A 24735-nucleotide genomic window follows, 5' to 3' on the forward strand; every position below is an offset into this window, starting at 1 on the left:
CTCCGGAAGGAACCCCTCATGACCCGCACCTCCCCGGCCGTTCCCGAGACCGCCGCCGCGCCGTACCGATGGCGCTGGCCCGCCCTCTTCGTGATCCTCCTCGTCGAGGTCATGGACCTGGTCGACTCCGTGATCACCAACATCGCGGCCCCGTCGATCCGCGCCGACCTGGGCGGATCGACCAGCGTGATCCAGTGGCTCGGCGCCGGCTACACCATGGCGATGGCCGTCGGGCTGATCACCGGCGGGCGCCTCGGCGACCTCTACGGCCGCAGGCGCATGTTCGTGGTCGGCGCCCTGGGCTTCACCGCCGGCTCGCTCCTGTGCGGCCTGGCCCTCTCCCCCGAGATGCTGACCGGCGCGCGGGTCCTGCAGGGCCTGTTCGGCGCGGTGATGCTCCCGCAGGGCCTGGGCATGATCAAGGAGATGTTCCCGCCGAAGGAGCTGGCCGCCGCCTTCGGCGCCTTCGGCCCGGTCATGGGCCTGTCCATGGTCGGCGGCCCGGTGCTCGCGGGCTGGCTGGTCGACGCCGACCTGTTCGGCACCGGCTGGCGCATGATCTTCCTGATCAACCTCCCGCTCGGCCTGCTCGCCGTCGCCGGAGCCCTCACCCTGCTGCCGGAGTCCCGCGGCGAGCGCGCCTCCCGGCTGGACCTCACCGGCATGGGGCTGATCTCCGCCGCCGCCCTCCTGCTGATCTACCCCCTGGTGCAGGGACGCGACCTCGGCTGGCCCGCCTGGACGTTCGGTTCCATGGCCGCCTCGGCCGCGGTCCTCGCGCTCTTCGCCCGGCACCAGAGCCGCAAGCGCCGCGCGGGCGGCGACCCGCTGCTCGAGACGGGACTGTTCCGCAAGCGCGCCTTCACCGGCGGCCTGATCACCGGGTTGGTCTTCTTCACCGCGCTCGTCGGCTTCTCGATGGTGCTCGGCCTGTACTTCCAGCTGGGTCTGGGCTATGACCCGCTCACGGCGGGCCTGGCCAACCTGCCCAGCGCCGTCGGGACGGTGCTCGGCTTCATCGCCGTCAACGCCGCCGGGCTGGCGCAGAAGGCGGGGCGCAGGCTGATCCACCTGGGCGCCGTCGTGATGGTCGCGGGCCTGGCCGGCGTCGCCGTCACCCTCGACCTGGCGGGCACGGACGTCACCCCGTGGCAGCTCACCCCGGCCCTGCTCGTCACCGGCGCCGGCATGAGCATGGTCATGGCGCCGTTCTTCGACATCGTGCTGGCCGGCGTGGAGCCGCACGAGTCCGGCTCCGCCAGCGGCACGCTCACCGCCGTCCAGCAGCTCGGCGGCGCGCTCGGCGCCGCCGCGGTCGGCACGCTCTTCTTCGGCCTGCTGGAGGGCGGCAGGGCCTTCCCCGAGGCGATGCGGATCACCCTGTGGGTCTCCGCCGGCATGGTCGCCGTCGCCTTCGCCGCGGCCTTCCTGCTCCCCCTCCGGGCCCGCCCCGAGGAGGAGGGCGCCGGGCACTGAGCGTCCCGGCGATCCTGTGCCGGGCATCCCTCCGGATGGCCCGCCTTCCGAAGGCCGTGCGTCGAGCGTCCCGGCGGGAGACGGGCCCCCGTGCCGCCTCCCGCCGGGACGGGTCCGTCAGCCCGCTGGGCGCTCCAGGCGGCGCTCGGCCCACCGGCCGATGTCGCGCCGCTCGATCGCGGCGGCCATCAGGTCGGGGAAGGCGTCGGGGGTGCAGGCGAAGGCGGGCACCCCCATCGCGGCCAGGGCGGCGGCGTTCTCCCGGTCGTAGAAGGGCGCGCCCTCGTCCGACAGCGCCAGCAGGACGATCACCTGCACCCCGGCCGCGGTCATCTGGGCGACCCGGCGGAGCATCTCCTGCCGGACCCCGCCCTCGTACAGGTCGCTGATCAGGATGAAGATCGAGTCGGTGGGCCGGGTGATGAGGCCCTGGCTGTAGGCGATGGCCCGGTTGATGTCGGTCCCGCCGCCGAGCTGGGTGCCGAAGAGCAGCTCCACCGGATCGTGCAGCTGGTCGGTGAGGTCGACGACCGCGGTGTCGAAGACCACCAGCGACGTCCTCAGCGACCGCATCGAGGCGAGCACCGCCCCGAAGACGCTGGAATAGACGACCGAGGCGGCCATCGAGCCGCTCTGGTCGATGCAGAGCACCACCTCGCGCTGGACCGCCCGCTGGCGCCGGCCGTACCCGACCAGCCGCGAGGGGATCACGGTGTTCTTCTCGGGCAGGTAGTTCTTCAGGTTCGCCCGGATCGTCCGGTCCCAGTCGATGTCGGCGACCCGGCGGGGCCGGTGGGTGCGGGCCGAGCGGTCCAGCGCGCCGGTCACCGCGGCCTTCGTCTTCTGCACCAGCCGCCGCTCCAGCTCCGAGACGACCTTGCGGACCAGCGCGCGGGCCGACTCCCTGGCCTTCTCCGGCATCACCCGGTTGAGCGACAGGAGCGTGCCGACCAGGTGGACGTCCGGCTCGACCGCCTCCAGCATCTCCGGCTCCAGCATCAGCCGGGTGAGGTTCAGCCGCTCGACGGCGTCCTTCTGCATCACCTGGACCACGGTCGAGGGGAAGTAGGACCTGATGTCGCCCAGCCAGCGGGCGACCCGCGGCGCGGACGCGCCGAGCCCGGCGCTCCGCTCCCGCGAGCCGTCCCCGCCGCCGTCGTTGTAGAGCGCGGCCAGGGCGCCGTCCATCTGCGCGTCGGTCCCGCCCAGCGCGCACCCGGTGCCGTCGGCGTCGCCGCCGAGCACCAGCCGCCAGCGGCGCAGCCTCTCGCCGTCGCCCATCCGGGCCTCCTCCGTGATCCCGCCGCCCATCAGGCCCTCCCGAGAATCGCCAGCACGGTCCGCACGGCCGCCGCCGCGCGCTCGTCGTCCACCTCGTCGGCGTCCTCGGCCGCTCCCGGGTCCGCCCCCCGGCCGAGGACGCGGACCCGCTCCCCGATCGAGCGGCGCTCCGGCGCGGCGAAGGCGCCGAAGGCCCGCCGCAGCAGGGGCAGCACGTCCACGAACGCCTCCGGGGCCAGCCCGGAGAGCCACCCGTCGACCAGCCCGAGGAGCCGGGCGTCATGGACGAGCAGCAGCCCGCCGCCCGAGGTGAAGCCCTCGATCCAGGCCGCCGCGCGGGCCGGCGGGTGCCCGGCGGACATGGCGCGGGACATGCGCCGCTCCGCCCCGCCGGTGTCGAGGTCGCCGGCGTCCAGCAGGATCCGCACGAGCCGTCCCTCGATCAGGCCGTGCAGGTCGGAACGGCGGGACACCGCGCGGAGCGCGCCCAGCCAGCGCGCCTTCGGCCCGTCCTGCCCGGCGTCCTGTCCGGCGTCCTCCCCGGAGTCGAGCAGGCCGACCGCGGTGTGCACCGCGTCGACGTGGCCGACCAGGTCGCGGGCGGCGTCGTCGTCCAGCCCGGCCGCCGCGGGGGCCAGCCCGACGCAGATCCGGGTCAGCAGCGCCTCGGCGATCGACGACAGCCCCGCGGCCGGCGTGCCGCGCACGTCGCCGTAGCGCTGGGCCCTGACCATCGCGGGCAGCGCCGCCATCAGGTGCGTCACGTCCCCGTCCAGCGCCGCCCGCGCCGACAGCGCGTCCAGCACGTCCGGCAGCGCCTCCGGCAGGTCGGCCAAAAGGCAGCGCTCGACCAGCCCCGTCAGGTCGGACAGGGAGACCGCCGCGGACCCCAGATCCCGGACGCGGGTGGCCGCGGCGGCCGGGACGGTGGTGCCCCAGGCGCCCGCCTCGATCAGGTCGATGTCGAACTCCGGACGCCACGCGAGCGTCCACGACTCGCGGAAGGTGCCCTTGCCCGTGCTCTGCCGCGGGCTGCCCCAGCCCACCCCGAGCAGGCGCAGGCGGTGCAGCAGTCTGCTGCGCTCCAGGTCGAGCGGCTTGCGCAGGTCGAGGTCGAGGTCGCGCTCCAGCGCCTCGGGCTTGAGCCGCAGCCGCCGCTGCTCGGCGCGCAGGTGCCGCTGGAGCGGGACCATCGGGGTGGCGTCGGGGACGCGGCCGAGCCTCTCCCCCACGACCATGCGCCGCCCGATCAGCTCCACCGGCAGGTCGTCGCCCTCGCACAGGACCGCCCTGGCCGCCTCGGTGACCTCCGCCAGCCCGGCCAGCGGCCGCCCGCGCAGCACCGCCAGCGAGCGCGCCAGCCGTACGGCCTCGATGACGTGCGCGGAGGAGACCGGCAGGTCCTCCTCCCGCAGCACCCCGGCGGCCTCGGTCAGCCACCGCTCCACCGGCCGGTCGGGCGCGGCGAACAGGTGGTGGTACCAGCCCGGGGAGGTCACGCCCGCGCCGTACCCGCTCCAGGCGGCCAGCCGCCCGTAGGTCCACGGCACCCAGGTCGTCTCCACCTTGGCCTTGGGCAGGCCGCGCAGCAGCGCGTCGTCCGCCTTCGCCGGCGGCAGCCCCGCGCCCCAGGACTTCCCCTTGCCCGTGCCCGGCGCGCCCGGCGTGCCCGTAAGGGCGGGAACGTGCCAGGCGCCGCAGACCACGACGACCCGCTCGAACCCGTCCTTGAGCGCCGCGCGGACCGTGCGGCGCATGAAGGCCTCGCGCCGCGCCTCGTGCGCGTCCGGGACGTGCCCCTCGCGGACCGCGGCCATCGCCTCGGCGATCACCTGGAACGGCGTGTCGCCGCGGTGCTCGACCGCGTCCTCCCACCACCGCTCGGGGTCGTCGTAACCGGCGGCGCGGGCGAGCGCCCCGATCGGATCGACCCGTACGGCCCGCGCCCCCTCGTCCCCTGTGCCCGCGGGCGCGTCCGGCGCATCCAGCGCGTCCGGCGCGTCCAGTGCATCCGGCGCGTCCAGTGCATCCGGCGCGTCCGGGCGGGCCGCGAGGGTGTGCGCGGCGGGCAGGTCGCAGAAGCGCACCGGCACACCCGACCCGGTCGCGTAGCGGATCGCCTGCCACTCGGGCGAGAAGACCGCGAACGGCCAGAACGCCGCCTTCGACGGCTCGCCCGGCACGTGCGCCAGCAGCGCCACCGGCGGGCGCAGGTCGGGGTCCCGCGCCAGGTCCACGAGCCCGTCGGCCTCCGGCGGGCCCTCGATGAGCACGACGTCGGGCCTGAGCCGCTCCAGCTCCACGCGCAGGGAGCGCGCCGAACCGGGTCCGTGGTGCCGCACGCCGAGGACGTGCACGTTCATCGTTCGCCTCCTGTCGTGGTGCGGGCCGAGGGGGTGCCCGGCCCGCCGGGGGCCCCGGGGCGGCCCGGGACCACCGGCGGGCCGGGCCGCGGCTCAGCCCGCGTCACGGCACGCCCGGTAGAAGTCGCGCCAGTCCTGGCGCTCCCGGACGACGGTCTCGAGGTACTCGCGCCACACGACGCGGTCGGAGACCGGGTCCTGGACGACCGCTCCGGCGATCCCGGCCGCCACGTCGGAGGGGCGGAGCACGCCGTCGCCGAAGTGGGCGGCCAGCGCGATGCCGTTGGTGATGACGGAGATGGCCTCGGCGGTGCTGAGCGTTCCGCTGGGCGACTTGACCTTCGTCCGGCCGTCCTCGGTGACGCCGGTCCGCAGCTCCCGGAAGACCGTGACGACGCGGCGGATCTCCTCCAGGCCGGTCAGCGTCTCGGGCAGCTCCAGGGAGCGGCCGAGCTGCTCCACCCGGCGGGAGACGATGTCCACCTCCTCCTCGGCGGTGGCCGGCACCGGCAGCACCACGGTGTTGAACCGGCGGCGCAGCGCGCTGGACAGGTCGTTGACGCCGCGGTCGCGGTCGTTGGCGGTGGCGATGACGTTGAACCCGCGCGCGGCCTGGACCTCCTCGTTCAGCTCCGGGATCGGCAGCGTCTTCTCCGACAGCACGGTGATCAGCGCGTCCTGCACGTCGGAGGGCATCCGGGTCAGCTCCTCGACCCGGGCGATCCGTCCCTCGGCCATCGCGCGCATCACCGGGCTGGGGGTGAGCGCGTCCCGGGACGGGCCCTCGGCCAGCAGCCGGGCGTAGTTCCAGCCGTAGCGGATCGCCTCCTCGGCGGTGCCCGCCGTACCCTGCACGAGCAGCGTGGAGTCGCCGCTGACCGCGGCGGCCAGGTGCTCCGAGAGCCAGGTCTTGGCGGTGCCGGGCACGCCGAGCAGCAGCAGCGCCCGGTCGGTGGCCAGCGTCGCCACCGCCACCTCCACGATGCGGCGGGGCCCGATGTACTTCGGGGTGATCCGGTCGCCGTCGCCGAGGATGTACGTGGTCACCGCCCAGGGCGACAGCTTCCAGCCCGGCGGCCTGGCCCGGTCGTCGTCCTTGGCCAGCACGGCCAGTTCCTCGGCGTACTGGTCCTCGGCGTGGGCGCGCAGCACCGTCGTCATGGAGTGAGCTCCTTCAGCATGTCGTCACGGAAACGCAGGAGGGCGGCGACCTCCTGGATGGGGGGTTCGAGCGAGAGGCGCTCCGCCAGGCCGTACAGGGCGGGGTCGGCGCGCTCGCCGGCCAGTCTGACCAGCTCGCCGACGTTCCACGCCTGCGTGCCGGACAGGTCGAGGATCTTCTGCAGCACGGCCCGGGTCAGCGCGGGCCCCCAGGGGGCGGCGGCGCCGCCGAGGACCATGATGAGCTGCCCGTCCAGGCCGTGGTCCCGGACGAACCCGGCGGCGACGGCCTCCTGCTCCCCGCGGGGCAGTACGGCCAGCAGGTCGGCGAGCGGGTCCCGGGCGAACAGCTCCCGCGCCCAGGCGGGATCGCCCTGGAGCACGGTCGCCCTGACCCATCCGGCCACGACCTCCCGCTCCCAGTCGGGGATCTTCGCGCGGACCAGCTCGCCCGGCGGGCGGCCGAGCAGGGAGGGCCAGACCTGCAGCGGGGTGCGGGCCACGAGCTGCTGCAGCCACCAGCTCCGGGCGCCGGTGCCGTGCGGCGGCCGGGACCGGACGCCGTCGCGCTCCATCGCGGCGTCGCACTCCTGCGGCGGCGTGACCAGGATCCGGCGGCCCGCCGCGGTGAAGCAGCGGGCGGCCCGCTCGGCCATCCGGCGCGCCAGCCGGGAGTCCGGCAGGCGGGTGAGCAGGTCGGCGGCCTGGTGCCTGACCTCGCGGCGGCGGTCGTCGAGCGCGGCCTCCAGGAACGGCTCGTCGCCGGGGCCGAGCCCGTCGGCGAAGGTCTCCAGGAAGGCCGCCCGGTCGTCGGGGGTCTCCTTCTCCCAGGTCGCCGCGAGCAGCTCCCGGGCGGCGGCCGGGTCGTCGGCCCGCAGCGCGGCCAGGTAGGCGCGGCGGTCGCCGGGCGTGCCCAGCTCCCACTCCTGCGGCCTCGGCCGGGCCGCCCCGGCCTCCTGCTCCAGGAAACCCCAGGCCGGGTTGAGACCGGCCAGCCAGCGGCCCCGCCGCCCGGCGAGGACGGCGGCGAACGGCCGGATCGAGCGGTCGCGGGCGGCGTGGTCCAGCAGGTCGGGCAGCAGGTGCGCCGGGACCCTGCGGCCCAGCCCGGCGGCGGTCCGCAGCCATTCGGTGAGCAGTCTGGCCTGCTCGCCGCCGAGGATCCGGGCCAGCCGGTCGCCCGCGGCGCGCGGGACGGCGGGCTGCTCCTCGGCCGGGGCGGGCTCCAGCGGCTCCCCCCGCCGGAGCCGCCGCCCGGCGCGGACCCGCACGGTGTGCACGGCGGCCTGCTCCAGCACCGCCGCCGCCGGGTCCGCCGCGCCGGGCGGCGGCCTGCGGTCGGTGCCGACGAGCGCGGTGGAGACCAGGTCCTCCCAGGGGGTCGTGAGGCCCGTCGCAGGGCTCGTCACCGGCCCCGCGGCGGGGACCGGCACCCCGCCCGCCGCCGGGGCCTCGGGCGTCGCGGGACCGGACACCGGCCCGTGGCCCTGCGGGACGTCCGCGGAGGCGCGCATCGGAATGTTCGCGTGGGTGCTCACAGCACGACCGGTCCTTCCTCGTTCCAGGCCGCCAGCGGCAGCAGGCCGCGCGGGGTCCACTCGGCGGCGACGGTCAGCGGGTGCCCTCCCGAGACGGCGAGCAGCCGCCAGGGCGCGCCCGCCGACGGGTGCAGCGGGAGCCCGCCGTCCGGGCCGCCGAGCAGCCACCCGCCGTCCCGCATCGGGGCCACCCGGTCGAGCACGAGCGGCCACGAGTCGATCCAGGGATCGCCCGCCAGCGCCGCCGCCACCTCCGCGAGGGCCTCCTGCGGGGAGGAGCCGGGCGGGCCGCCCTCGGAGACGGCGCCGCGGCGCTCGGCGACCAGGGCGCGCAGCGGAGCCGAACCGGGGTAGAACGCCAGGTCGGCGTCCAGCGTGGTGCCGGTGACCAGCGAGGCGTCCAGCGCCTGCCCGGCGGGGGCGAAGGAGAGCACGAGCGCGGCCCGGCCGGTCGTCCTGCCGCGCAGCCACACCCGCCGCGCGGTCAGCCGGTCCTGCTCCTCGTCGCGCCGTCCGAGCACGTCCCACCGGTCGCGGACCGTCTCGCCGGCGAGCACCTCCTCCTTGGCGACGGGGAAGCCGATCCGCGTGCGCACGGTCTGCCGCAGCCCCGCGCCGAGCGCGTCCGGCGCCCCGTCGGGGACCGGCCGCCGGTGGGCGGCGAGCAGCAGGTGGAGCAGGGCGTACTCGCCGAGGAGGCGGGCCGGCCAGTCCTCGGCCGCCAGGACGGAGCCGAGACGGGAGACGGTCCCGGCGACCCCGGGGGCCTGCGCGTCGACCAGGCGCTTGACCAGCCCGTCCCACTGGTCGTGCCGCCGCGTCCCGGCCAGCCCCTGCCTGACCTGGTCGGCCAGCCAGCGCTCCAGCTCCGCCAGGCCGGCCGCGACCCGCTGCTCACGCTGCTCGGCCCGCTTCGGGTCGGGGGCCGCCTCGCTCCGCTCCGCGCGGGCGGGGGCCGGCCGGGCCGCGCGGGCGCGGCGCTGGTCGAGCCACTCGGCCGCCCAGCCGGCGGGCTCGGCGGCGTCCGCGACGCCGCCCGCCGACCAGAGCAGCAGCAGGCCGAGGGCGTGCTTGCACGGGAACTTCCTGCTGGGGCAGGTGCACTTGTAGGCGGGCTCGGTCAGGTCGACGCAGGCCCGGTAGGGCGTGGAGCCGCTGCCCTTGCACTCGCCCCACACCGCGTCGGCGGTGACTCCGGCACCCGACCACTTGCCGGGCGCGGAGACCCCCTGGGCCGCTTTCTGGGACGAGGCGTCGGGCGCGAGCGCGAGCACCTGATCCCGGTTCCACCGTTCGATCACGTGCCGCACGCTATCGGGGCGCCCCGACAAAACCTCTGATCATGGTTCCGGACGCCCCCGCCCGAGGCGCCCGCCCCGGTCCCGCCCGCCTTCTAGGATCGGTGCGGTGACGACCTCTTCCCTCCCGTCTTCCCGCCCTCCGCTCGCCGAGGCCCTGGACCTGCTGCCCCATCCCGAGGGGGGCTGGTTCCGGGAGACCTGGCGCACCTCCTGCGACCTCGCCCCGCCCGGGTACGGCGGGCCGCGCGCCACCGCCACCGGGATCTACTTCCTGCTGGAGCCCGGTGAGGAGTCGCGCCCGCACGTGGTCCGCTCCGACGAGGTGTGGCTCTGGCACCGCGGTGGCCCGCTGACCCTGGTCCTGGGCGGCCACGAGGGCCAGCCGGTCCGCACGGTGACGCTCGGACCGCGGGTGGAGGACGGCCAGGTCCCGCAGGCCCTCGTCCCCGGCGGCACCTGGCAGGCCGCCCGCCCCGCCGGGGACGAGGGCGCGCTGGTGAGCTGCGTCGTCTCCCCCGGCTTCGACTTCGCCGACTTCCGCATGCTCTGACCCGACTTCCGCATGCTCTGACCCGACTCCCGCATGCTCCGACCCGACTCCCGCATGCTCCGACCCGGCCTCCGCGGGCCCTGCCCCGCCCTGCTCCCGTCCCGGGACGCCTCGATCCCGCCCCGGCCGCCCCGGCCCGGCGGGCGGATGTGACGGGCCGCCGGCGGGCGGAGAGAATGCGTGCACACGCCCTAGAAGGAGGTCAACGGTGACCCTCGACATCTTCTCCGTCGTCGGAGGCAAGGACGCGACCGGCGGCGCGGTCTACGACTCGATCAACCCCGCCCGCGTGGACGAGGTCGTCGCGCGCGTCCACCTGGCCGACGCCGGCGCGTTCGCCGCCGCCTGCCGTACGGCCGCGGCCGCCCAGGCGGAGTGGGCACGGGTGCCCGCGCCGGTGCGGGGGCGGGTGATCGCCTCGGCCGGACGGCTGGTGGAGGCCAACGCCGAGGCGCTGGCCCGGCTGGTCACCCGGGAGATCGGCAAACCGTACGCCGAGGCGCTGGGCGAGGTCCGGGAGATCGTCGACACCTGCGACTTCTTCCTGGGCGAGGGGCGGCGGCTCTACGGGCAGACCGTCCCCTCGGAGATGCCGGACAAGAGCCTGTTCACCTTCCGGGTCCCCGTCGGGGTGGCGGCGGTGGTCACCGCGGGCAACTTCCCGGTCGCGGTGCCGTCGTGGTACCTGGTCCCGGCGCTGCTGTGCGGCAACGCCGCGGTCTGGAAGCCCGCCGAGTACGCCGCGGCCTCCGCGCACGCGCTCTACCGGCTGCTGGCCGCGGCGGGACTCCCCGAGGGCGTGCTGAACCTCGTCCTGGCCGACGGCGAGCAGACCTTCGCCGGCCTGGAGACCGCGCTGGAGGAGGGCACGGTGCACAAGGTCGGGTTCACCGGCTCCAGCGGGGTCGGCCGCAGGATCGGCGAGCTGTGCGGGCGTCATCTGCAGTCGCCCTGCCTGGAGCTGGGCGGCAAGAACCCGATGGTCGTCATGCCGGACGCCGACCTCGACCTGGCGGTGGAGGGCGCGCTGTTCGCCGGGTTCGGCACGGCCGGGCAGCGCTGCACCTCGCTCGGGACGGTGATCGTGCACGAGAGCGTGCACGACGAGTTCCTCGCCCGCTACACGGCGGCCGTGGCGGGGGCGGAGATCGGCGACCCGGCCGGGGAGGTGCTCTGCGGACCGCTGCTGGACCACAGGTTCGCCGAGCGCTACGAGGAGTACCTGGGCTGGATCGAGCCGCACCACACGGTGGTCTCCGGCCCGGTCGGCCGGATCACGCCGGAGAACCCGCGGGGCGGCTTCACCGGTTCCGGCGGCCTCTACTACCACCCGGTGGTCGTGGACGGCGTGCGCGCCGACGACCGGCTCTTCCTGGAGGAGACGTTCGGCCCGATCGTGGGCGTGACCTCCTTCGGCACGCTGGAGGAGGCGATCGCCCTGGCCGACCGGCCCGGTTACGGGCTCTCGTCGTCGATCTACACCACCGATCCGAAGGCGGTCTTCCGGTTCCGCTCGGGCATCGGCGCGGGCATGGTCAGCGTCAACAACTCCACCTCCGGCGCCGAGGCGCACCTGCCCTTCGGCGGGAACGGCAAGTCCGGCAACGGCAGCCGCCAGTCGGGCATGTGGGTGCTCGACCAGTTCACCCGCTGGCAGGCGATGAACTGGGACTACTCCGGCCGCCTGCAGAAGGCCCAGATGGACGTCGCCGAGATCGTCCCCGACCTGGGCTTCCGCCTCTGACCCGCGCTCCGGCGCGGGGACGCGGCCGGCGGCCCCTCATGGCCGGACCGGAACGCGACCGGCCGCACGCCCAGGAGCGAGGCGGCCGGTCCCGGTCGGCGTTCCGCCAGGTCTTTGCCGTTGTGCGGGGTTCTCCCCATCATGATCGCGGCATGTCCTCAGAGGGCGGCCCGACGGGTCGCCTCCACCGCGGGGGCCGCGTGCTGCGGCGCGGCCTCCGCGGATCCCGGCGGAACCCACCCGGCGCCCGCCGATCCCGCGGAATCCGCGAGGGCCGCTCCGGCGGGCCGCTCCGCCGGGACGGCCCGCCGGAGGGGTCAGTAGAGCGGGACGGGCGGCTTGCGCGGGACGGGCGAGTACAGCGCCTCCACGGGAGGACGGCAGACGCCCGCGTCCGTCCGGGCCGCGGCCGACCGCAGTCGCCCCCCCTGCGGGAAGGCGCTCACCGTGGAGGCGCCGCATCCGGGGCAGTCCGCCCCCGACCAGGGAGGCTGGACCGGTTCGCCCGCCTGCGTCCAGACCACCGCCTCGTGACCGCGCTCGTCCGCGACGTGGCGGACGCCGTACCCCTCCTGCCAGACGCGCCCGCAGCACTGGCACTCCAGCGACCACACCTCGTGCGTGCTGAACTCGTCGCGCACGGAAACCACCCCCGTTGGTGACGGTGACGACCCATTCGAGTCCCCCTCCTCTCTTTTCCCCGAGGGCAGGCGGGAAGACATGCCGCTTGAATCTATCTCATATGAAGAGACAAGTCCTCTCATTAAGTGAGACGAATGCTACGGTCGATCCACTCGACGAAGGAGTGGCCATGACCGCGAAGGACGCCGTCTACACCCACGGGCACCACGAGTCGGTGCTGCGCTCCCACCGCTGGCGCACCGCGGAGAACTCCGCGGCGTACCTGCTCCCCCACCTGGTGCCGGGGATGTCGCTGCTGGACGTCGGCTGCGGTCCCGGCACCATCACCGCCGACCTGGCCGAGCGGGTCGCGCCGGGCGTCGTCACCGCCGCCGAGGTCACCGCCGAGGCGCTCGGCCTGGCCCGCGCCGAGGCGGAGCGGCGGGGTACGGCCGGCATCGCGTTCGCCGTGGCCGACGTGCACGCGCTGGACTTCCCCGACGACACCTTCGACGTCGTCCACGCCCACCAGGTGCTGCAGCACGTGGGCGACCCCGTCCGGGCGCTGCGGGAGATGCGGCGGGTCTGCCGGCCGGGCGGGATCGTCGCGGTCCGCGACAGCGACTACGCCGCCTTCACCTGGTTCCCGGAACCGCCCGGGCTGGACGAGTGGCTGGCCCTTTACCAGAAGGTCGCCCGGGCCAACGGGGGCGAGCCGGACGCCGGGCGCAGACTGCTGTCGTGGGCCCGCGCCGCCGGTTTCACCGACATCACCGCCACCTCCTCGACCTGGTGCTTCGCCACGCCGGAGGACCGGGAGTGGTGGGGCGGCATGTGGGCCGAGCGGATCCTGCAGTCCGACATGGCCCGCCAGGCCCTCGCCTCGGGCGCCGCGACCGAGGCGGACCTGCACCGCGTCTCCGCGGCCTGGCGGACCTGGGCCGCCGCGCCGGACGGCTGGCTGTCGCTGCTCCACGGGGAGCTGGTCTGCCGGGCCTGACCCGCGTCGGGCCCGGAGGCGCTCCGGGATGCGCGGTCGCCGGGCGGCGACCGCGCACCGGGCCGGGGGTCAGGCCCCCCGGGTGATCTTCACGTCGTCCACTCCGGCCTCCACCAGGGAGGCGCCCGAGGCGTCGGCCGCCTCGACCAGGATCCGGACGGTCTGCCCGGCGAAGGCGGAGACGTCCGCCGTCGCCGTCGCCCACGCGCCGTCGCGGTCGGCCGCCGCGCCGAGCTGCTGGAACACCTGGGTCGTCCCGGACGGGCCGACGACCTTCACCCGCAGGTGGTCGGCGCTGGAGGAGTTGGAGCCGTGCGCCAGGTACCACGCCAGCGACAGGGTCAGCGTCCCGCCGCTCGGCAGGGCGATCTCCGGCGACCGGATGCTCGTGACGCCGCCGTCGAGGTCGTGGGCGCCGGCCGAGGAGCCCGCCAGGCGCCCGGTGACCAGGGCGTTGACGCCGCCGGCCGTGGTGCCGGGCTGCTTGGTCCCGCTGGAGGAGGTGGCCTCCGGGTCGCCGCGCTCCCACTGGCCGGAGGTGGCGGTGTCGGTGCCGGACGGGTTGGCGGTCCAGCCGGTCGCCGTCTCGAAGCCGTCGGAGTAGACCGTCTCCGGCGGCGGGCCGGAGGAGCAGTACTGCGCCTCCTTGCCGGTGATCCGGTAGACGCAGTCGGAGTACTCCAGGAAGCGCAGGACCGCCTCCTTGTTCCGGCTCGTCTGCGGACCGATCTGCTCGTCGGGCGGGTAGAAGCCCGGCGAGGCGCCCGTCGGGTACATCTCGAAGGTGTAGCTGAAGATCTTGTGGACGCCCCACATCCAGTCGTCGATCGTGCCGTCGGTGATGTAGAGGTCGCTCGCCTGCTCGGGGGTGTAGCCGTTGGTGGAGGCCATGTTCCGGCCCAGGGCCGCGTAGGCCGCGTGGTCGTCCTGGGTGAGGCCGGGCGCGGTGTCGTCGTAGGTGTAGCCGTACGGCCACAGGATCAGCTCGCTGTAGGTGTGCCAGTCGATGTGCGACCTGATCTGCTGCCTGCCGCCGACGACCCGGCTGTTCACCCAGTCGGCGACCGCCCTGACCTCGGGGGCGGAGGCGGCCGAGGGACCGCGGTAGGTGTCGCTGGAGGGCGAGGTGGAGGAACCGCCGCAGCAGCCCCACCGGTAGGCCCAGTTGCGGTTCATGTCGGTGCCGACGGAGGAGGAGCCGGCGTTGGGCTGCCGGTTCTTCCGCCAGGAGCGGTAGGAGCCGGTCGCGATGTCGTACTCGCCGCCGTCCGGGTTGAGGTCCGGCATGATCCAGATCTCGCGGCCGTTCACCAGGCCGGTGATCCGGCCGTCGCTCCCGTAGCCGTCGGTGAGCGTGTTCATGATGTACAGCGCCATCTCGACGGTCAGGTGCTCCCGGGCGTGCTGGTGGTGGGTGAACAGCACCTCGGGCTCGTCCTCGTCGGTGGCGACGTTGTCGCTGATCTTCACGGCCATCAGGTCGCGGCCCTCGTAGGAGGTGCCGTAGCTGATCTTCCTGGCGATGGTCGGGTGGTCGGCGACGATCCGGTTCACCGCCGCGGTCATCTCGGCGTAGTTGTGGTACGCCGAGTCGGCGGGCGGGAAGTCGGCCAGCGACGTCGGCGGCGGAGGGGGTTCCTCGATCTTCGTGACGGTGTAACCCAGCTTCTCGATCGCGGCGACCTCGGCCTCCGTGGCGGTGACCACGACCGAGGCGGAGTCGACCTGGTCGATCGCGGCGCCGGTGGCCGCGACCGCGCTGCGCTGCCGGGAGTCACTCGGACCCTCGACCGTGTACCGGCTGTTGGGCGGCGGCTCGGCCGAGGCTCCCACCCCGGTCATGCCGAGACATGACAGCGCCAGGACGGCGATCCCGACGATCAGACGGCGTCTCACCCGTGTCCTCCTCAGACGCGTTCTCGGGGGTTGTCACGCGCCTGAACCGAGAGTCGGGCACACCGATCCGTCGGCAAAGACCCAAACACCACATCATGCGGAGGTTATGGCCGCCGGAGCCCCTGCCGTCCGGGGCTCAGAGGCGGCCCCGGGACCGCCGGAGACCGGGAGGGGACCCGGAGGGGCCCGGGGAGCGGCCCCGGGGAAGGATCCCCGGAAAGCCCGGGGGAGGGCTCAGAAGGCGACCTCGAACCAGAGGGTCCTGACTCCGCACGGGTCGCTCTCCCGGATCCCCCAGCGGGCGGCGAGCAGGTCCACCAGGAACATGCCGCGCCCGTTCTCCGCCTCGGGCTCGTTGCGCACGTGGGGTGCCGAACGCCCCGAGCCGGCGTCGCTCACCTCCACCCGCACGGCGTCCGCGCCCACCGCCACCGTCATCGCCACCCGCCCTCCGTCGCCGGAGCAGGAGTGGACCACCGAGTTGGTGACGACCTCGCTGACGAGCAGCGTCACGTCGTCACAGGCCGGGTGGGCCTCGCCCAGCAGCTCCCGGACGCGGCGCCGGGCCAGCGCCACGGACTCCGGTACGCCGTGGAGGGTGACCGTGGATCGGGGTGGAACGGTCTGCTGCCCGGTCGTCATGATCGCCTCATTCCCCGGTGGATGCATTCCCATGCGGACGCCGCTCTGGGATGGCACACTCACTCACGGTGAACCTTTCTATCAAGGACTGCAACAGCTCATATTGAAATTCCACAGTTTCTTCTACCGGACGATCGGAGGTGCGGGTGTGGCGTCCCGAAGGAGTCCCACCGCCCGGCATCGCCGTCTGATGGCCGAGCTGAACCGTCTGCGAGAGAACAGCGGCCTGTCGCGGGTGGAGGTGGCGGAGCGGATCGGCACCACCGACACCACCATCTGGAGGTACGAGACGGGCCTGACCCGTCCCAAGCCGACGGACGTGGCGGCCCTCACCGAGGTGTACGGCGTGACCGGGCAAGAGCGCGACTCCCTGGTCCAGATGGCCAAGGAGGCCCGGCAGCGGGGGTGGTGGCACCGCCACCGCCAGGCCCTCAAACCCGGTTTCGACTCCTACATCGGTCTGGAGGCCGAGGCATCCGTCGTGCGGTGCTACGAACCGCTCGTCGTTCCCGGCCTGATGCAGACCGAGCCGTACGCCCGTGCCGTCATCGAGGCGACCTCCATCACCCACACCCCCTCCGAAGTGGATGAGAAGGTCTCCGTGCGCATCTCGCGCCAGCGGTTGCTGCACGGCTCGAGCGACCCGATCCAGCTCGTCGCGGTGCTCGACGAGGCGGTCCTCCGGCGCCGGGTAGGCGGCCGCGAGGTGATGCGCGAGCAGTTGGAGCGGCTGATCGACCTCGGCAGGCTGCCCAACGTGGAGATCCGGGTGATCCCGTTCTCCGCGGGGGCGCACGCCGCGGTCGACGGCAAGTTCTGCCTGCTCGGCTTCCCCGAGCCCGAAGATCCCGACCTGGTCTACCTGGAGCAGGCCGCGAGCGGGCTCGTTCCGGAGGATCCGGAGGAGGTGCGCCGCTACACCCTGATGTTCGGAAGCCTGACAGCCATGGCCTTCGGCACCGAGGCGTCGGCGGCCTTCATCGCCCAGGTGGCGAAAGAACTGTGAAAACCGATCGAAGAGGAGAAATGCGGGTGTCCACTGTGGATCCGTCCCGCGTCATGTGGCGCAAGAGCAGTCTCAGCACCGGAGGCGACTGCGTGGAGGTGGCCGTCGTGCCCGGTGACCCGGCCCTGGCGGCGCACAAGGCCGACGTCGACGAGCTCTACCTCGTGCGCGACTCCAAGGACCCGCACGGCCCGGCGCTGGCGTTCACCCCGAGCGAGTGGGACGCCTTCGTCGGAGGCGTGAAGGCCGGCGAGTTCGACTGACATATCCCCGGGGGGACCGGACGCCGGTTCCCCCGGGGCCGTCAGTCGGCCCGGCGGTCGCCGCCGTCGTAGCCCAGCACGCGCATCGCGATCTCCGGATCGAGCGCGGCGGCCAGGAGCTGGGCCCGCTCCACCGCCCGGTCGCGCTCCGCCTCCGCCCTGACCCGCGCCGCCTGGACCGCCCGGACCGTCAGGAAGGCGATCCCCGCCAGCACGCAGGCGGCCACCACCGCCGCGAACGCCGCCATCGAGGCGCCCCGCCCCGCCGCGTCGGCCAGACCGGCCGCCGCACTGACCCGCCCGCCGCTGAACGCGTCCGCGCCGAGCAGCGTGAACGCGGCCAGCGCGACCAGACTCGCGGCGATCACCGCGACCCGCCGCAGGCCGCGCCGCTCCTTCCGGCCCTTCGCGCCCCCTGCACCCCCGCGGGTCTCCTGCCGCCCGTGCTCCTCCGCAGCTTCCCCCGCCCCGCGCCGCGGCGTGCCGTCCCGCCCCGGCCCCGCCGCGCCGGGCCGTACCGGGCCCGTCGCCCGGGCCGGCGGCGCCGGTGGGGTCTCCGGGCGGTCCTGCGCCCACGGCACGAACTCGGGTCCCGCCGGAGCGGGCCCGGCGACGGCCGGGGAGCCGTGGCCGTTTCCCGCCGCGACCGCGCCCGGGACCAGCGCGGCGGGTTCGATCCGGGGCACGGCCGCCGGGACGGGCAGGTCGCGCGCCACGCGGCTGTGCTCGCGGTGCGCCCGGGCCGCCTCCCGGTGGTACTCCTCGATCTCGGCGTAGAAGTCGTCGGAGGCGTAGACCGAGCCGTCGACCAGCGGCCCCCGGCGGTGCTCGATCACCGCCACCACGTCGTCGCCGTTCAGCGTCTTGTCCGTCTCCAGCGCGTGGGCGAGGCAGAGGACCTCCCGCCGGTGCGCGCGCAGCAGGTCCTCGGTCCGCTCCAGCAGCCGCACCAGGTTGTACTCGATGCGCTCGCCGAGGACGTCCGGGGCGATCCCCTGCCCGCCGCCCGCCGGCCGGGCTCCCCCGCCGGTCCCGGCGGGCTTCGGCAGGGACGTGCCGCCCATGATCTCCAGCTCCTGCAGGGCGGGCACCGACGTCACGCCGCGGCCCATCCCCCAGTGCGCCTCCATCAGCGCGGTGAGGTAGGTGGCCGAGTAGAGGTCTCCCGAGACGCCCGAGGAGTTGTCCTCGGCGAAGAACATCCGCTCCCCGGCCAGGGAGGCGAGCGAGACCACGATGTCGGCCTCGTGCTCGGACTTCCACCGGGTGAACTGGTCCTCGGGCTTGATGCTCGCGACCATGCCGAGGTAGTCGGCGCCCTTCTCGATCGTGGCGATGTCGATCTCGAGGTGGTAGCGGGTCCGGTAGGCGGCCACCGCGTGGCACGCCTCGTGCACGGCCACCGCGTGCCGCTCGCGCTCGATGTACTCCACGTCCTCGGGCGGGCCGAGCTGCTTGAGCCGCTTGGCCCGGGTCACGTCGGACCAGGTGATGACCTCCCGGCCGTCCCGGATCGCGGTGATCAGCGACTCGTTGACCAGGTCCTTGATCGTGGCGCCGGTGGCGTAGGGCGTGATGGTGGCCAGCTTGTCCAGCTGCTCGTCGGTCAGCTCGTGCCGCACCTTGTCGAAGTAGCCCCGGTAGGTGCGGACCCGGCCCGCCTTGGAGGGGTAGCCGACCTTGTAGATGCGGTCGATGCGGCCCGGCCGCAGCAGCGCCTCGTCCAGCGAGTCGGGCATGTTGGTGGCCATCATGACGAGGATCCGGTACTTCGGCGGTGGCTTGGGCCGCATGCCGAGCAGCCGCCGGACGTGCCGGTTGACGATGCCGCGCGGCTTCTTCAGGCCGGACAGCTCGGTCAGCAGCGCCTGCAGGGTGCCGGGGTCGCCGCCGCCGCCCATGTTCCCGCCCATGAAGAAGCGGCTGCGGCCGGTCTCCGGCTCTGCCGTACCGGCGCGTGCCCCCGCCCGGCCGAGCAGCCACCGGGTGTCCTCCGACAGGTAGCCGAGGCCGTGGCAGCCGCCGGAGTGCGGGGAGAAGCCCGGGCCGCCCCGCGGCCCCTGCTGCGCCAGGGAGCCGCGCCGCCCGAGGGAGTCGGCCTCGTCGAAGAAGACGATCACCCCGCCGTAGCGCAGGGAGAGCTTGCGGAGCTTGCGGAAGAGCGACTTCACCTTCAGGATGCCGATGCCCATGAACATGTTCACGAACGCACCGGGATCGACGAAGACGTACGGCTTGCCGGTCTCCCCCGCCACCGCCTCGGCCATCAGGGTCTTGCCGGTGCCCGGCGGCCCCCACAGCAGCAGGCCGCTGGGCACGTAGCCGCCGCGCTCCTCGATCTCGTCCGGGCGCTCCAGGAAGACGATGTTCTCCTTGACCCGCTCGACCACGTGGTCCTGACCCCAGACGTCGGAGAAGCGGGTCGTGATGTCGTCGGGGAAGTAGGTCTCCACCCCGCCCCGCGACAGCAGCCAGAACAGGCCGATGAACTGGAAGGCGATGAAGAAGAACGCGAAGGCCAGCTGCGCGGCGTACGGCAGCGCCTGCCAGAGCAGCGCGGGGGCCTCGAAGAGCGCGAGGGCGGGCGAGGTGTCCAGCATCTCGCCGAGGACGAGCGCCAGCACCGCGATCCAGAACAGCCACTTGACCGCGCGGGCCGTCCGGAAGCGGTTCCAGTCGGAGAAGCGGCGGTGGCTCCAGCGCTCGAAGCCGCCGAACACGCCGCGGGTCCAGAACCGGTGGTAGCCGGCGGAGCGCTCGCTGACCAGGAAGTGCAGCTGCCGCAGCAGTTCGGCGCCGAGCAGCCAGAAGATCCAGGGGGCCTCGATCGCCGTACGGAGCATCGCGTCCTGGAAGGTCATGATGCCCGTGAAAGACGCCAGCTGGTTCCAGACCAGGACGAGGTAGACGATCGTCAGCGCGAGGACGAACTTGATCCGGTCCCACAGCGGCATGCGCTTGCGGGTCTCGGCGCGCGGATCGGTCGGGCCGGTGCCGGGCGGGCGCAGGCCCTCGGGGTGCGGGGACGGGGGCGGCTTCATCTCCATAGGCGGGCTGCTCCTCACCCGATGGCTCTCTTGACCTTGAAGGACTGGGTGATCCTGTCGAGCTCGGCGGCGCGCTCGCGGTAGCACGCCGCCGAGCAGCGGACCAGCATCGTGGAGAGCCGCCGGCCGTCCTCGCTCAGGTAGGAGGTGAGGTCGAAGGTCTGCGTCCCCGCGCCCTGGACGGCGTAGTTGAACCGCACGTGCACCCCGCGCAGCCCGTCGCCCGGGTGGAGCACCTCGTCGGCCAGGAGCTCGAAACCGGTCAGCGGGTAGCCGGGGATCTGCTCCGCCTGGGCGCGCACCCCCTCGGAGACGGGCAGGAGAACGTCGCGCATGCCGTTCAGGGAGAGCGCGTCGAGCTCGGAGGGCAGCAGCGTGGCGACCCGCGCCAGGACGAACGGCTCGCCGGAGGCGCCCAGGCCGTACAGGTGCTGCACGGCGGGCTCGGCGTGGGCGTCGTAGGCGACCGACCAGACGAGTTTCCTGCGGGCCCGGGCGGTGGCCGACTCGGGATCGCTCCGCTCCAGGGCGGCGTCCAGGGCCTTCGGGTCGATCTGCCGCCAGACGGCCGGGACCTTGAAGTAGGTCCGCCCGTCGGTGTCGTGGACGTAGGTGAACTCGGGACTCGCGCATCCGGCGGCCAGGGCCGCGACGAGCGCCACCGGTGTCGCGGCGAGCCGCGCCCGTGAACTTCGCACCAGGGCTGTACCTCCGCGTTGCGGGCCGCCAAGAGATCTGTGCCCGTTTTTTGAGTATCCCTCCCATTCCGCCGATGGCAATCTTGGAAATCTCGACCAGATCTCGGCGATGAATCGGCTCTCTTCGTTACGCGGTTTCGGCGGAGCGACGGCGACGGACTCGTCCCGGCGCACGGACGCATCGCCGCAGGCGGCCCGCGGAGGCCGGGACCGGTCGCGGAGCCCGGAACTCATGGAGCCCGGAACCGGCCGGCGGCCCGGGATCCACCGGGATCTCACGGCGGTCCCGCCGGGGGGCGGCGTTCCGGGCACGGCCCCGAGTGTGCGATCTTGGACCTCGTCGGACGGCTCGGATCCGCGCTCCCGGAGAGCGCCGGTTCCGGCGCCCTCGACGATTTCCCGATGGGATGTTCATATATGTCGCGACTATTGGCGGGAAGGAGCTACCGCTCGCAGCGGAACCGGCCAAGGATGGAGGGACCGCGACGCCGCTCGTCGCGTCCGCCCCCGACCGGCCGACCGGAGCACTCATGAACGAGCACCTCGACGACACCGCTCCCGACCGCCGGGCCCGTGGATTGGAGATCATGAAGCAGGTTCACGGTGAGGACGACCCCCCGGGCGGCCCCGGCGACTTCTTCGGCATGACCGTCGAGCACCTGTTCGCCGAGGTCTGGTCCCGCGACGGGCTGAGCCTGCGCGACCGGCGGCTGCTCCTGCTCGGCCTGCTCGTCGGACAGGGGATGGACGGCGACGTCGACCTCCAGCTCGACGCGGCGCTGCGCACCGGGGAGCTGACCCCGGACGAGCTCCGCGAGATCGTCATCTTCCTGACCCACTACGCCGGCTGGCCCCGGGGGGCCCGGCTCAACGTGCAGGTCGAGGAGCTGCTCGCCCGGTTCATGAAGGATTAGCCGTCCTGTCCCACGAGGTGGGGGACGCGGCCGGCGGATGGCCGGCCGATCGGCGCGACGGGGCCGCCGGGCCTCACCTCCCGTGTTCGACGCGGAGCCTCACTGCCCGTGTTCGAGGAGCCGCCGCAGCAGGCCCTCGGCCTCCCGCCGGCCGGTCCGGACCCGTGCCGCGAGCTCCTGCCCGACCGCACCGGCCACCGACCACGGCAGCTCCACCAGCCGCGCCGGGCGGAGCGCGGCCCCCAGCGCCGAGGCGATCACCGCGGCTCCCACCGCCCCGGCCCGTCCCGCGGTGTGCAGGAACAGCGGCGTCCCCACCTCGTCGGCGAACCGCTCTTCGCCGATCCCCGCCTCGGTGAAGGCGGTGAAGAGGAACTCCATCGGCGGCGGCTCCGGCCGCTTCCGCCAGGCCTCCAGGAACCGCCTCCCGCCCGGACCGGTCCGGGCGCCTGCGCCGAGGTCCTCCCGTACGGCCTCGGCCAGGCCGTCCATCTCCTCGTCGAGGATCTCCGCGTGCAGCCGGCGTGCGACCGCCAGGACCGTGGCGGTCAGCTCCGGAGCCGCCGGTCCCGGGCACGGCGCGCCGCCGTCCGGTTCCGGGTACGGCGCACCGCCGTCCGGCCCGTCCGGCCCCTCCGGCGCGGTGGCCCCCGGCCCGCCGGATCCCGGACCGTCCGGCTCTCCCGGCGCGAAGCCGTCCGCTCCCCTCCCGGCCGCCAGGAAGGCGAGCTCGCGCTCGATCCGCTCGCGGTCGCCGTCGAAGCGGGCCGCCAGCTCGTCGGCGAACCTCCCGCCGACCGCGACGGCGCGCACCCTCCGGTACGCCTCCTGCGGGGACAGCCCGAGCTGGAGCAGCCGCGCCGGGTCGAGCACGGCCTGCACCATCCGGGTCGCCCCGTCCAGGCGGCCCCAGATCCAGTCGTTCACCCGCCAGGACCTCTTGTAGAAGGCGCCGAACTGGCCGAGTCCGGTCCCGGCGAGTTTCCCCGGGTCCGCAGGACCGCCGAAGGAGTTCGGCGTCCGGGCACTGATCTGCTGCAGGATCACCTCCTGCTCCACCTGCGGCGGCTCACCGCCGAGGACCAGCCGGCAGACGCCGGCGGCGAGCATCCGGCGCAGCACCGCGGCGGGCGACGCCGTCCCCTCCCCGGGCACCAGTTCGCGGAGCAGGTCCCGCAGCAGCCCGGCCTCGTGCGCGGCGGCCGGGACCGCGGCCCGCGGCGGCCCGTCCTCGCCGGCCCGGCCGGCGGCGCGCCACAGGTCGTCCCGGGCCCCCGCGAGCACGGCGGCGATCCGCACCGCGATCCCGCCCCGCCGGATGGCCGCCTCCGCCGCCGCCGAGGGTCCGCCGCCGGGCGCCGTCCGGGCCGTCGCCCCGGCCAGCCAGCCGTACAGCGTCCGGCGGCGGCGGTGCGGGTCGGGCGGCGGCGGAGGGAGCAACCGGACGTGCCCGGCCCAGAACCCCTCCTCCTCCCGGCGGGCCTCCGCCAGGTCCGCGAGCACGCCGTGGAGTTCGCGCCTGCGCTCCCGGAGCCTGCGGCGGAGCCCCTGGTCGGGCAGCGGCGCCAGCCAGATGGCGCGCTTGAGGACGTCGACGGCGAGCTCGCCCGCCTGCTCGATCGCATCGACGTCCCAGTCCCCCTCCCCGTCCGCGGCGGCCGGGTCGTCCCCGGGCAGCGCGGCGGGCACCCGGCGGACCACGTCGCGCGCCCCGGCGCACGCGGTCAGCGCGGCCTCGAAGTCCTCCCTGCGCCAGTCCGCCGCCCGCCCTCCCGCGCGGGCGGCCGCGGCGTGGATCCGGGCGGCCTCGCGGCGCGTCCGGATCCGCGCGTACTCGGGCATGAGCCGGGCGGCGAGCGCGCCGTCCAGCACCCCCATCAGGGACGGACGCTCCGCCCTGCGGGCGCGCACGCGCGCGTTGCCCTCCTCGATCCGCCTGAGCTCCTCGGCCACCGACTGCTCGAAGGGCAGCCGGAACAGGGCCTCCAGGACGTCCCCGAGTTCCGGCGGGGCGTCAGGGCGGGCAGGGCGGCGGCCATCATGCTCGGCATCGTGGCGGGCATCGTGGCCAGCGGGGCGGCGGGCGGGTTCCTCCGTACCGGCCGGGGCGGGCGCGGGGTTGACGTACATCAGCAGCCGCCGCACCTGGCGCTCCGCCGGCTGCCGGTAGATCGCCGACAGCGCCGGCTCCACGGGCCGGTTCAGCAGGACGCCGCCGTCCAGGACGTAGCGGCTCGAGGAGAAGGAGGCGACCGCGGGCCTGGTCCCGGCCGCACCCAGGTCGGGGTGGAGCCCGTCCGGCCCGTCGGCGCCGACCGGGGCGAACCCCGGCTCGAAGGCGAGGGGGAACGAGGAGGTGCACCGGGCGGCGAGCGCCAGCCGGCGGACGACGTCGTGGGAGAAGTGGAACGGATCCTCCTCCGGACGGGTGCCCGCCTCCCGGGTGAAGCGGAACATCCCCGCGGAGTCGATCTCGGTGATGGGGTTGCCGAAGTCGTCGTGGAACGGCATGCGCTCGCCGTTCATCAGGGTCCCCGTGATCATGAGGTCGATCGGCCGTTCACCCGGCGGGACGTATCGGTCCGGCCGCCGGTCGGGGGGCACCAGCCGGTCGAGGGCTCCGGCGAGCTCCGGCAGGAGGTGGCCGTCGCCGCGCAGCAGGGAGGGCCGGTGCGGGGAGACGGGACTGCGGAGCAGCCGCACCAGTGATCCCGTGTCGGCCCACACCTCGCCCAGCGACCGCAGATCCGCCCGGTACACCTGGGCGTACGCCAGCGCGGCCCCGTTGATCCCCCCGGCCGACGTGCCCGCGATCACGTCCACCCGGGCCGTCGCGCCCACCAGCTCCAGCAGGCCGCCGTAGACCTCCGCGCGGACGTCCTCCCGGTCCGCACGGGCGCCGCGGTCCGCACGGTCCGTACGGGTGCCGCGGTCCGCACGGGCGCCGCGGTCCGCACGGGCGCCGCGGTCCGCACGGGCGTCGCGGTCCGCACGGGCGTCGCGGTCCGCACGGGCGTCGGGCGAGCTCAGGGCCAGCCGGTTGATCTCGTTCGTCACCCCGCCCATCCACACCGCGAGGCTGACGCCGCCGTTCATCACGACGGCGATCCGGATGTCCTCCCGATCGTCGTCCGGAACGACGGCGGAGGGTGTGTGCCGTGCTCCCATCGCGCTCCCCCGGATCGGTCCTGCCCTGTCCCGCGACCGGTTCCATGACAGCGCCGAGCGCGGGCG

General features: G+C 74.6%; 18 protein-coding genes. 7 read left to right on the forward strand and 11 right to left on the reverse strand.

The features are described 5' to 3' along the window. Window positions 1-18 precede the first annotated feature (18 nt). The gene (locus HS045_RS24265) at window positions 19-1476 is read left to right on the forward strand and encodes an MFS transporter (RefSeq protein ID WP_196453678.1); all 1458 of its coding nucleotides are present in this window, start codon (window positions 19-21) and stop codon (window positions 1474-1476) included. Between the two features lie 117 nt (window positions 1477-1593). Here HS045_RS24265 and HS045_RS24270 read toward each other — a convergent pair whose 3' ends face one another. The 5 genes from HS045_RS24270 to HS045_RS24290 all read right to left on the reverse strand — a co-directional run bounded on the left by HS045_RS24270 (window position 1594) and on the right by HS045_RS24290 (window position 9120). Beyond that, a complete protein-coding gene (locus HS045_RS24270; RefSeq protein WP_196453846.1) occupies window positions 1594-2757 on the reverse strand; it encodes a VWA domain-containing protein in 1164 nt (387 codons plus the stop codon). Window positions 2758-2786: 29 nt separating this feature from the next. Next, complete coding sequence (locus HS045_RS24275) at window positions 2787-5120, reverse strand: DUF5682 family protein (RefSeq protein ID WP_196453679.1); 2334 nt, start codon at window positions 5118-5120, stop codon at window positions 2787-2789. A gap of 93 nt (window positions 5121-5213) precedes the next feature. Further along, window positions 5214-6281: an AAA family ATPase gene (locus HS045_RS24280; RefSeq protein WP_068895698.1), complete on the reverse strand. Its 1068-nt coding sequence runs from the start codon at window positions 6279-6281 to the stop codon at window positions 5214-5216. Further along, entirely contained in the window at window positions 6278-7819 is a 1542-nt protein-coding gene (locus HS045_RS24285) for a DUF5691 domain-containing protein (RefSeq protein ID WP_307827679.1), read from the reverse strand. The genes HS045_RS24280 and HS045_RS24285 overlap by 4 nt, the downstream gene beginning before the upstream one ends. Then, window positions 7816-9120 carry an SWIM zinc finger family protein gene (locus HS045_RS24290; RefSeq protein WP_196453680.1) on the reverse strand — a complete coding sequence of 435 codons (1305 nt, stop codon included), beginning with the start codon at window positions 9118-9120 and terminating at the stop codon, window positions 7816-7818. Before HS045_RS24290 ends, HS045_RS24285 begins: the two co-directional genes overlap by 4 nt. A gap of 106 nt (window positions 9121-9226) precedes the next feature. On the opposite strand from HS045_RS24290, the gene HS045_RS24295 reads away from it, so the two are divergent. Together HS045_RS24295 and HS045_RS24300 are read left to right on the forward strand one after the other, a co-directional pair. Further along, window positions 9227-9670, forward strand: coding sequence for a cupin domain-containing protein (locus HS045_RS24295; protein WP_196453681.1), 444 nt, complete (start codon window positions 9227-9229; stop codon window positions 9668-9670). Between the two features lie 208 nt (window positions 9671-9878). Further along, a complete protein-coding gene (locus tag HS045_RS24300) occupies window positions 9879-11414 on the forward strand; it encodes an aldehyde dehydrogenase family protein (RefSeq protein ID WP_196453682.1) in 1536 nt (511 codons plus the stop codon). 317 nt (window positions 11415-11731) lie between these two features. On the opposite strand, the gene HS045_RS24305 is transcribed toward HS045_RS24300, so the two are convergent. Then, window positions 11732-12055 (reverse strand): hypothetical protein, encoded by a 324-nt coding sequence (locus tag HS045_RS24305; protein WP_196453683.1) that lies wholly within the window; start codon window positions 12053-12055, stop codon window positions 11732-11734. 170 nt (window positions 12056-12225) lie between these two features. Here HS045_RS24305 and HS045_RS24310 point away from each other — a divergent pair, with 170 nt between their 5' ends. Next, entirely contained in the window at window positions 12226-13035 is an 810-nt protein-coding gene (locus tag HS045_RS24310; RefSeq protein ID WP_196453684.1) for a class I SAM-dependent methyltransferase, read from the forward strand. A 69-nt stretch (window positions 13036-13104) separates the two neighbouring features. Here HS045_RS24310 and HS045_RS24315 read toward each other — a convergent pair whose 3' ends face one another. Together HS045_RS24315 and HS045_RS24320 are read right to left on the reverse strand one after the other, a co-directional pair. Further along, on the reverse strand, window positions 13105-14931 hold the full coding sequence (locus tag HS045_RS24315) for a M14 family zinc carboxypeptidase (RefSeq protein WP_196453685.1): 1827 nt from the start codon (window positions 14929-14931) through the stop codon (window positions 13105-13107). Window positions 14932-15165: 234 nt separating this feature from the next. After that, on the reverse strand, window positions 15166-15573 hold the full coding sequence (locus HS045_RS24320; RefSeq protein ID WP_196453686.1) for an ATP-binding protein: 408 nt from the start codon (window positions 15571-15573) through the stop codon (window positions 15166-15168). A gap of 190 nt (window positions 15574-15763) precedes the next feature. On the opposite strand from HS045_RS24320, the gene HS045_RS24325 reads away from it, so the two are divergent. After that, complete coding sequence (locus tag HS045_RS24325) at window positions 15764-16579, forward strand: helix-turn-helix transcriptional regulator (RefSeq protein ID WP_196453687.1); 816 nt, start codon at window positions 15764-15766, stop codon at window positions 16577-16579. 26 nt (window positions 16580-16605) lie between these two features. Continuing rightward, the gene (locus tag HS045_RS24330; protein ID WP_374191407.1) at window positions 16606-16842 is read left to right on the forward strand and encodes a DUF397 domain-containing protein; all 237 of its coding nucleotides are present in this window, start codon (window positions 16606-16608) and stop codon (window positions 16840-16842) included. 41 nt (window positions 16843-16883) lie between these two features. On the opposite strand, the gene HS045_RS24335 is transcribed toward HS045_RS24330, so the two are convergent. Both HS045_RS24335 and HS045_RS24340 read right to left on the reverse strand, forming a co-directional pair. After that, window positions 16884-19889 carry an AAA family ATPase gene (locus tag HS045_RS24335; RefSeq protein WP_230884569.1) on the reverse strand — a complete coding sequence of 1002 codons (3006 nt, stop codon included), beginning with the start codon at window positions 19887-19889 and terminating at the stop codon, window positions 16884-16886. A 14-nt stretch (window positions 19890-19903) separates the two neighbouring features. Next, on the reverse strand, window positions 19904-20587 hold the full coding sequence (locus tag HS045_RS24340) for a hypothetical protein (RefSeq protein ID WP_196453688.1): 684 nt from the start codon (window positions 20585-20587) through the stop codon (window positions 19904-19906). Between the two features lie 530 nt (window positions 20588-21117). Between HS045_RS24340 and HS045_RS24345 the strand changes: the two genes are divergently transcribed. Beyond that, complete coding sequence (locus HS045_RS24345; protein WP_196453689.1) at window positions 21118-21501, forward strand: carboxymuconolactone decarboxylase family protein; 384 nt, start codon at window positions 21118-21120, stop codon at window positions 21499-21501. A gap of 99 nt (window positions 21502-21600) precedes the next feature. Here HS045_RS24345 and HS045_RS24350 read toward each other — a convergent pair whose 3' ends face one another. Further along, window positions 21601-24669 (reverse strand): patatin-like protein, encoded by a 3069-nt coding sequence (locus HS045_RS24350; RefSeq protein WP_196453690.1) that lies wholly within the window; start codon window positions 24667-24669, stop codon window positions 21601-21603. Window positions 24670-24735 lie beyond the last annotated feature (66 nt).

The organism is Planomonospora sp. ID82291 (genome assembly GCF_015711645.1).
Taxonomy (GTDB): domain Bacteria; phylum Actinomycetota; class Actinomycetes; order Streptosporangiales; family Streptosporangiaceae; genus Planomonospora.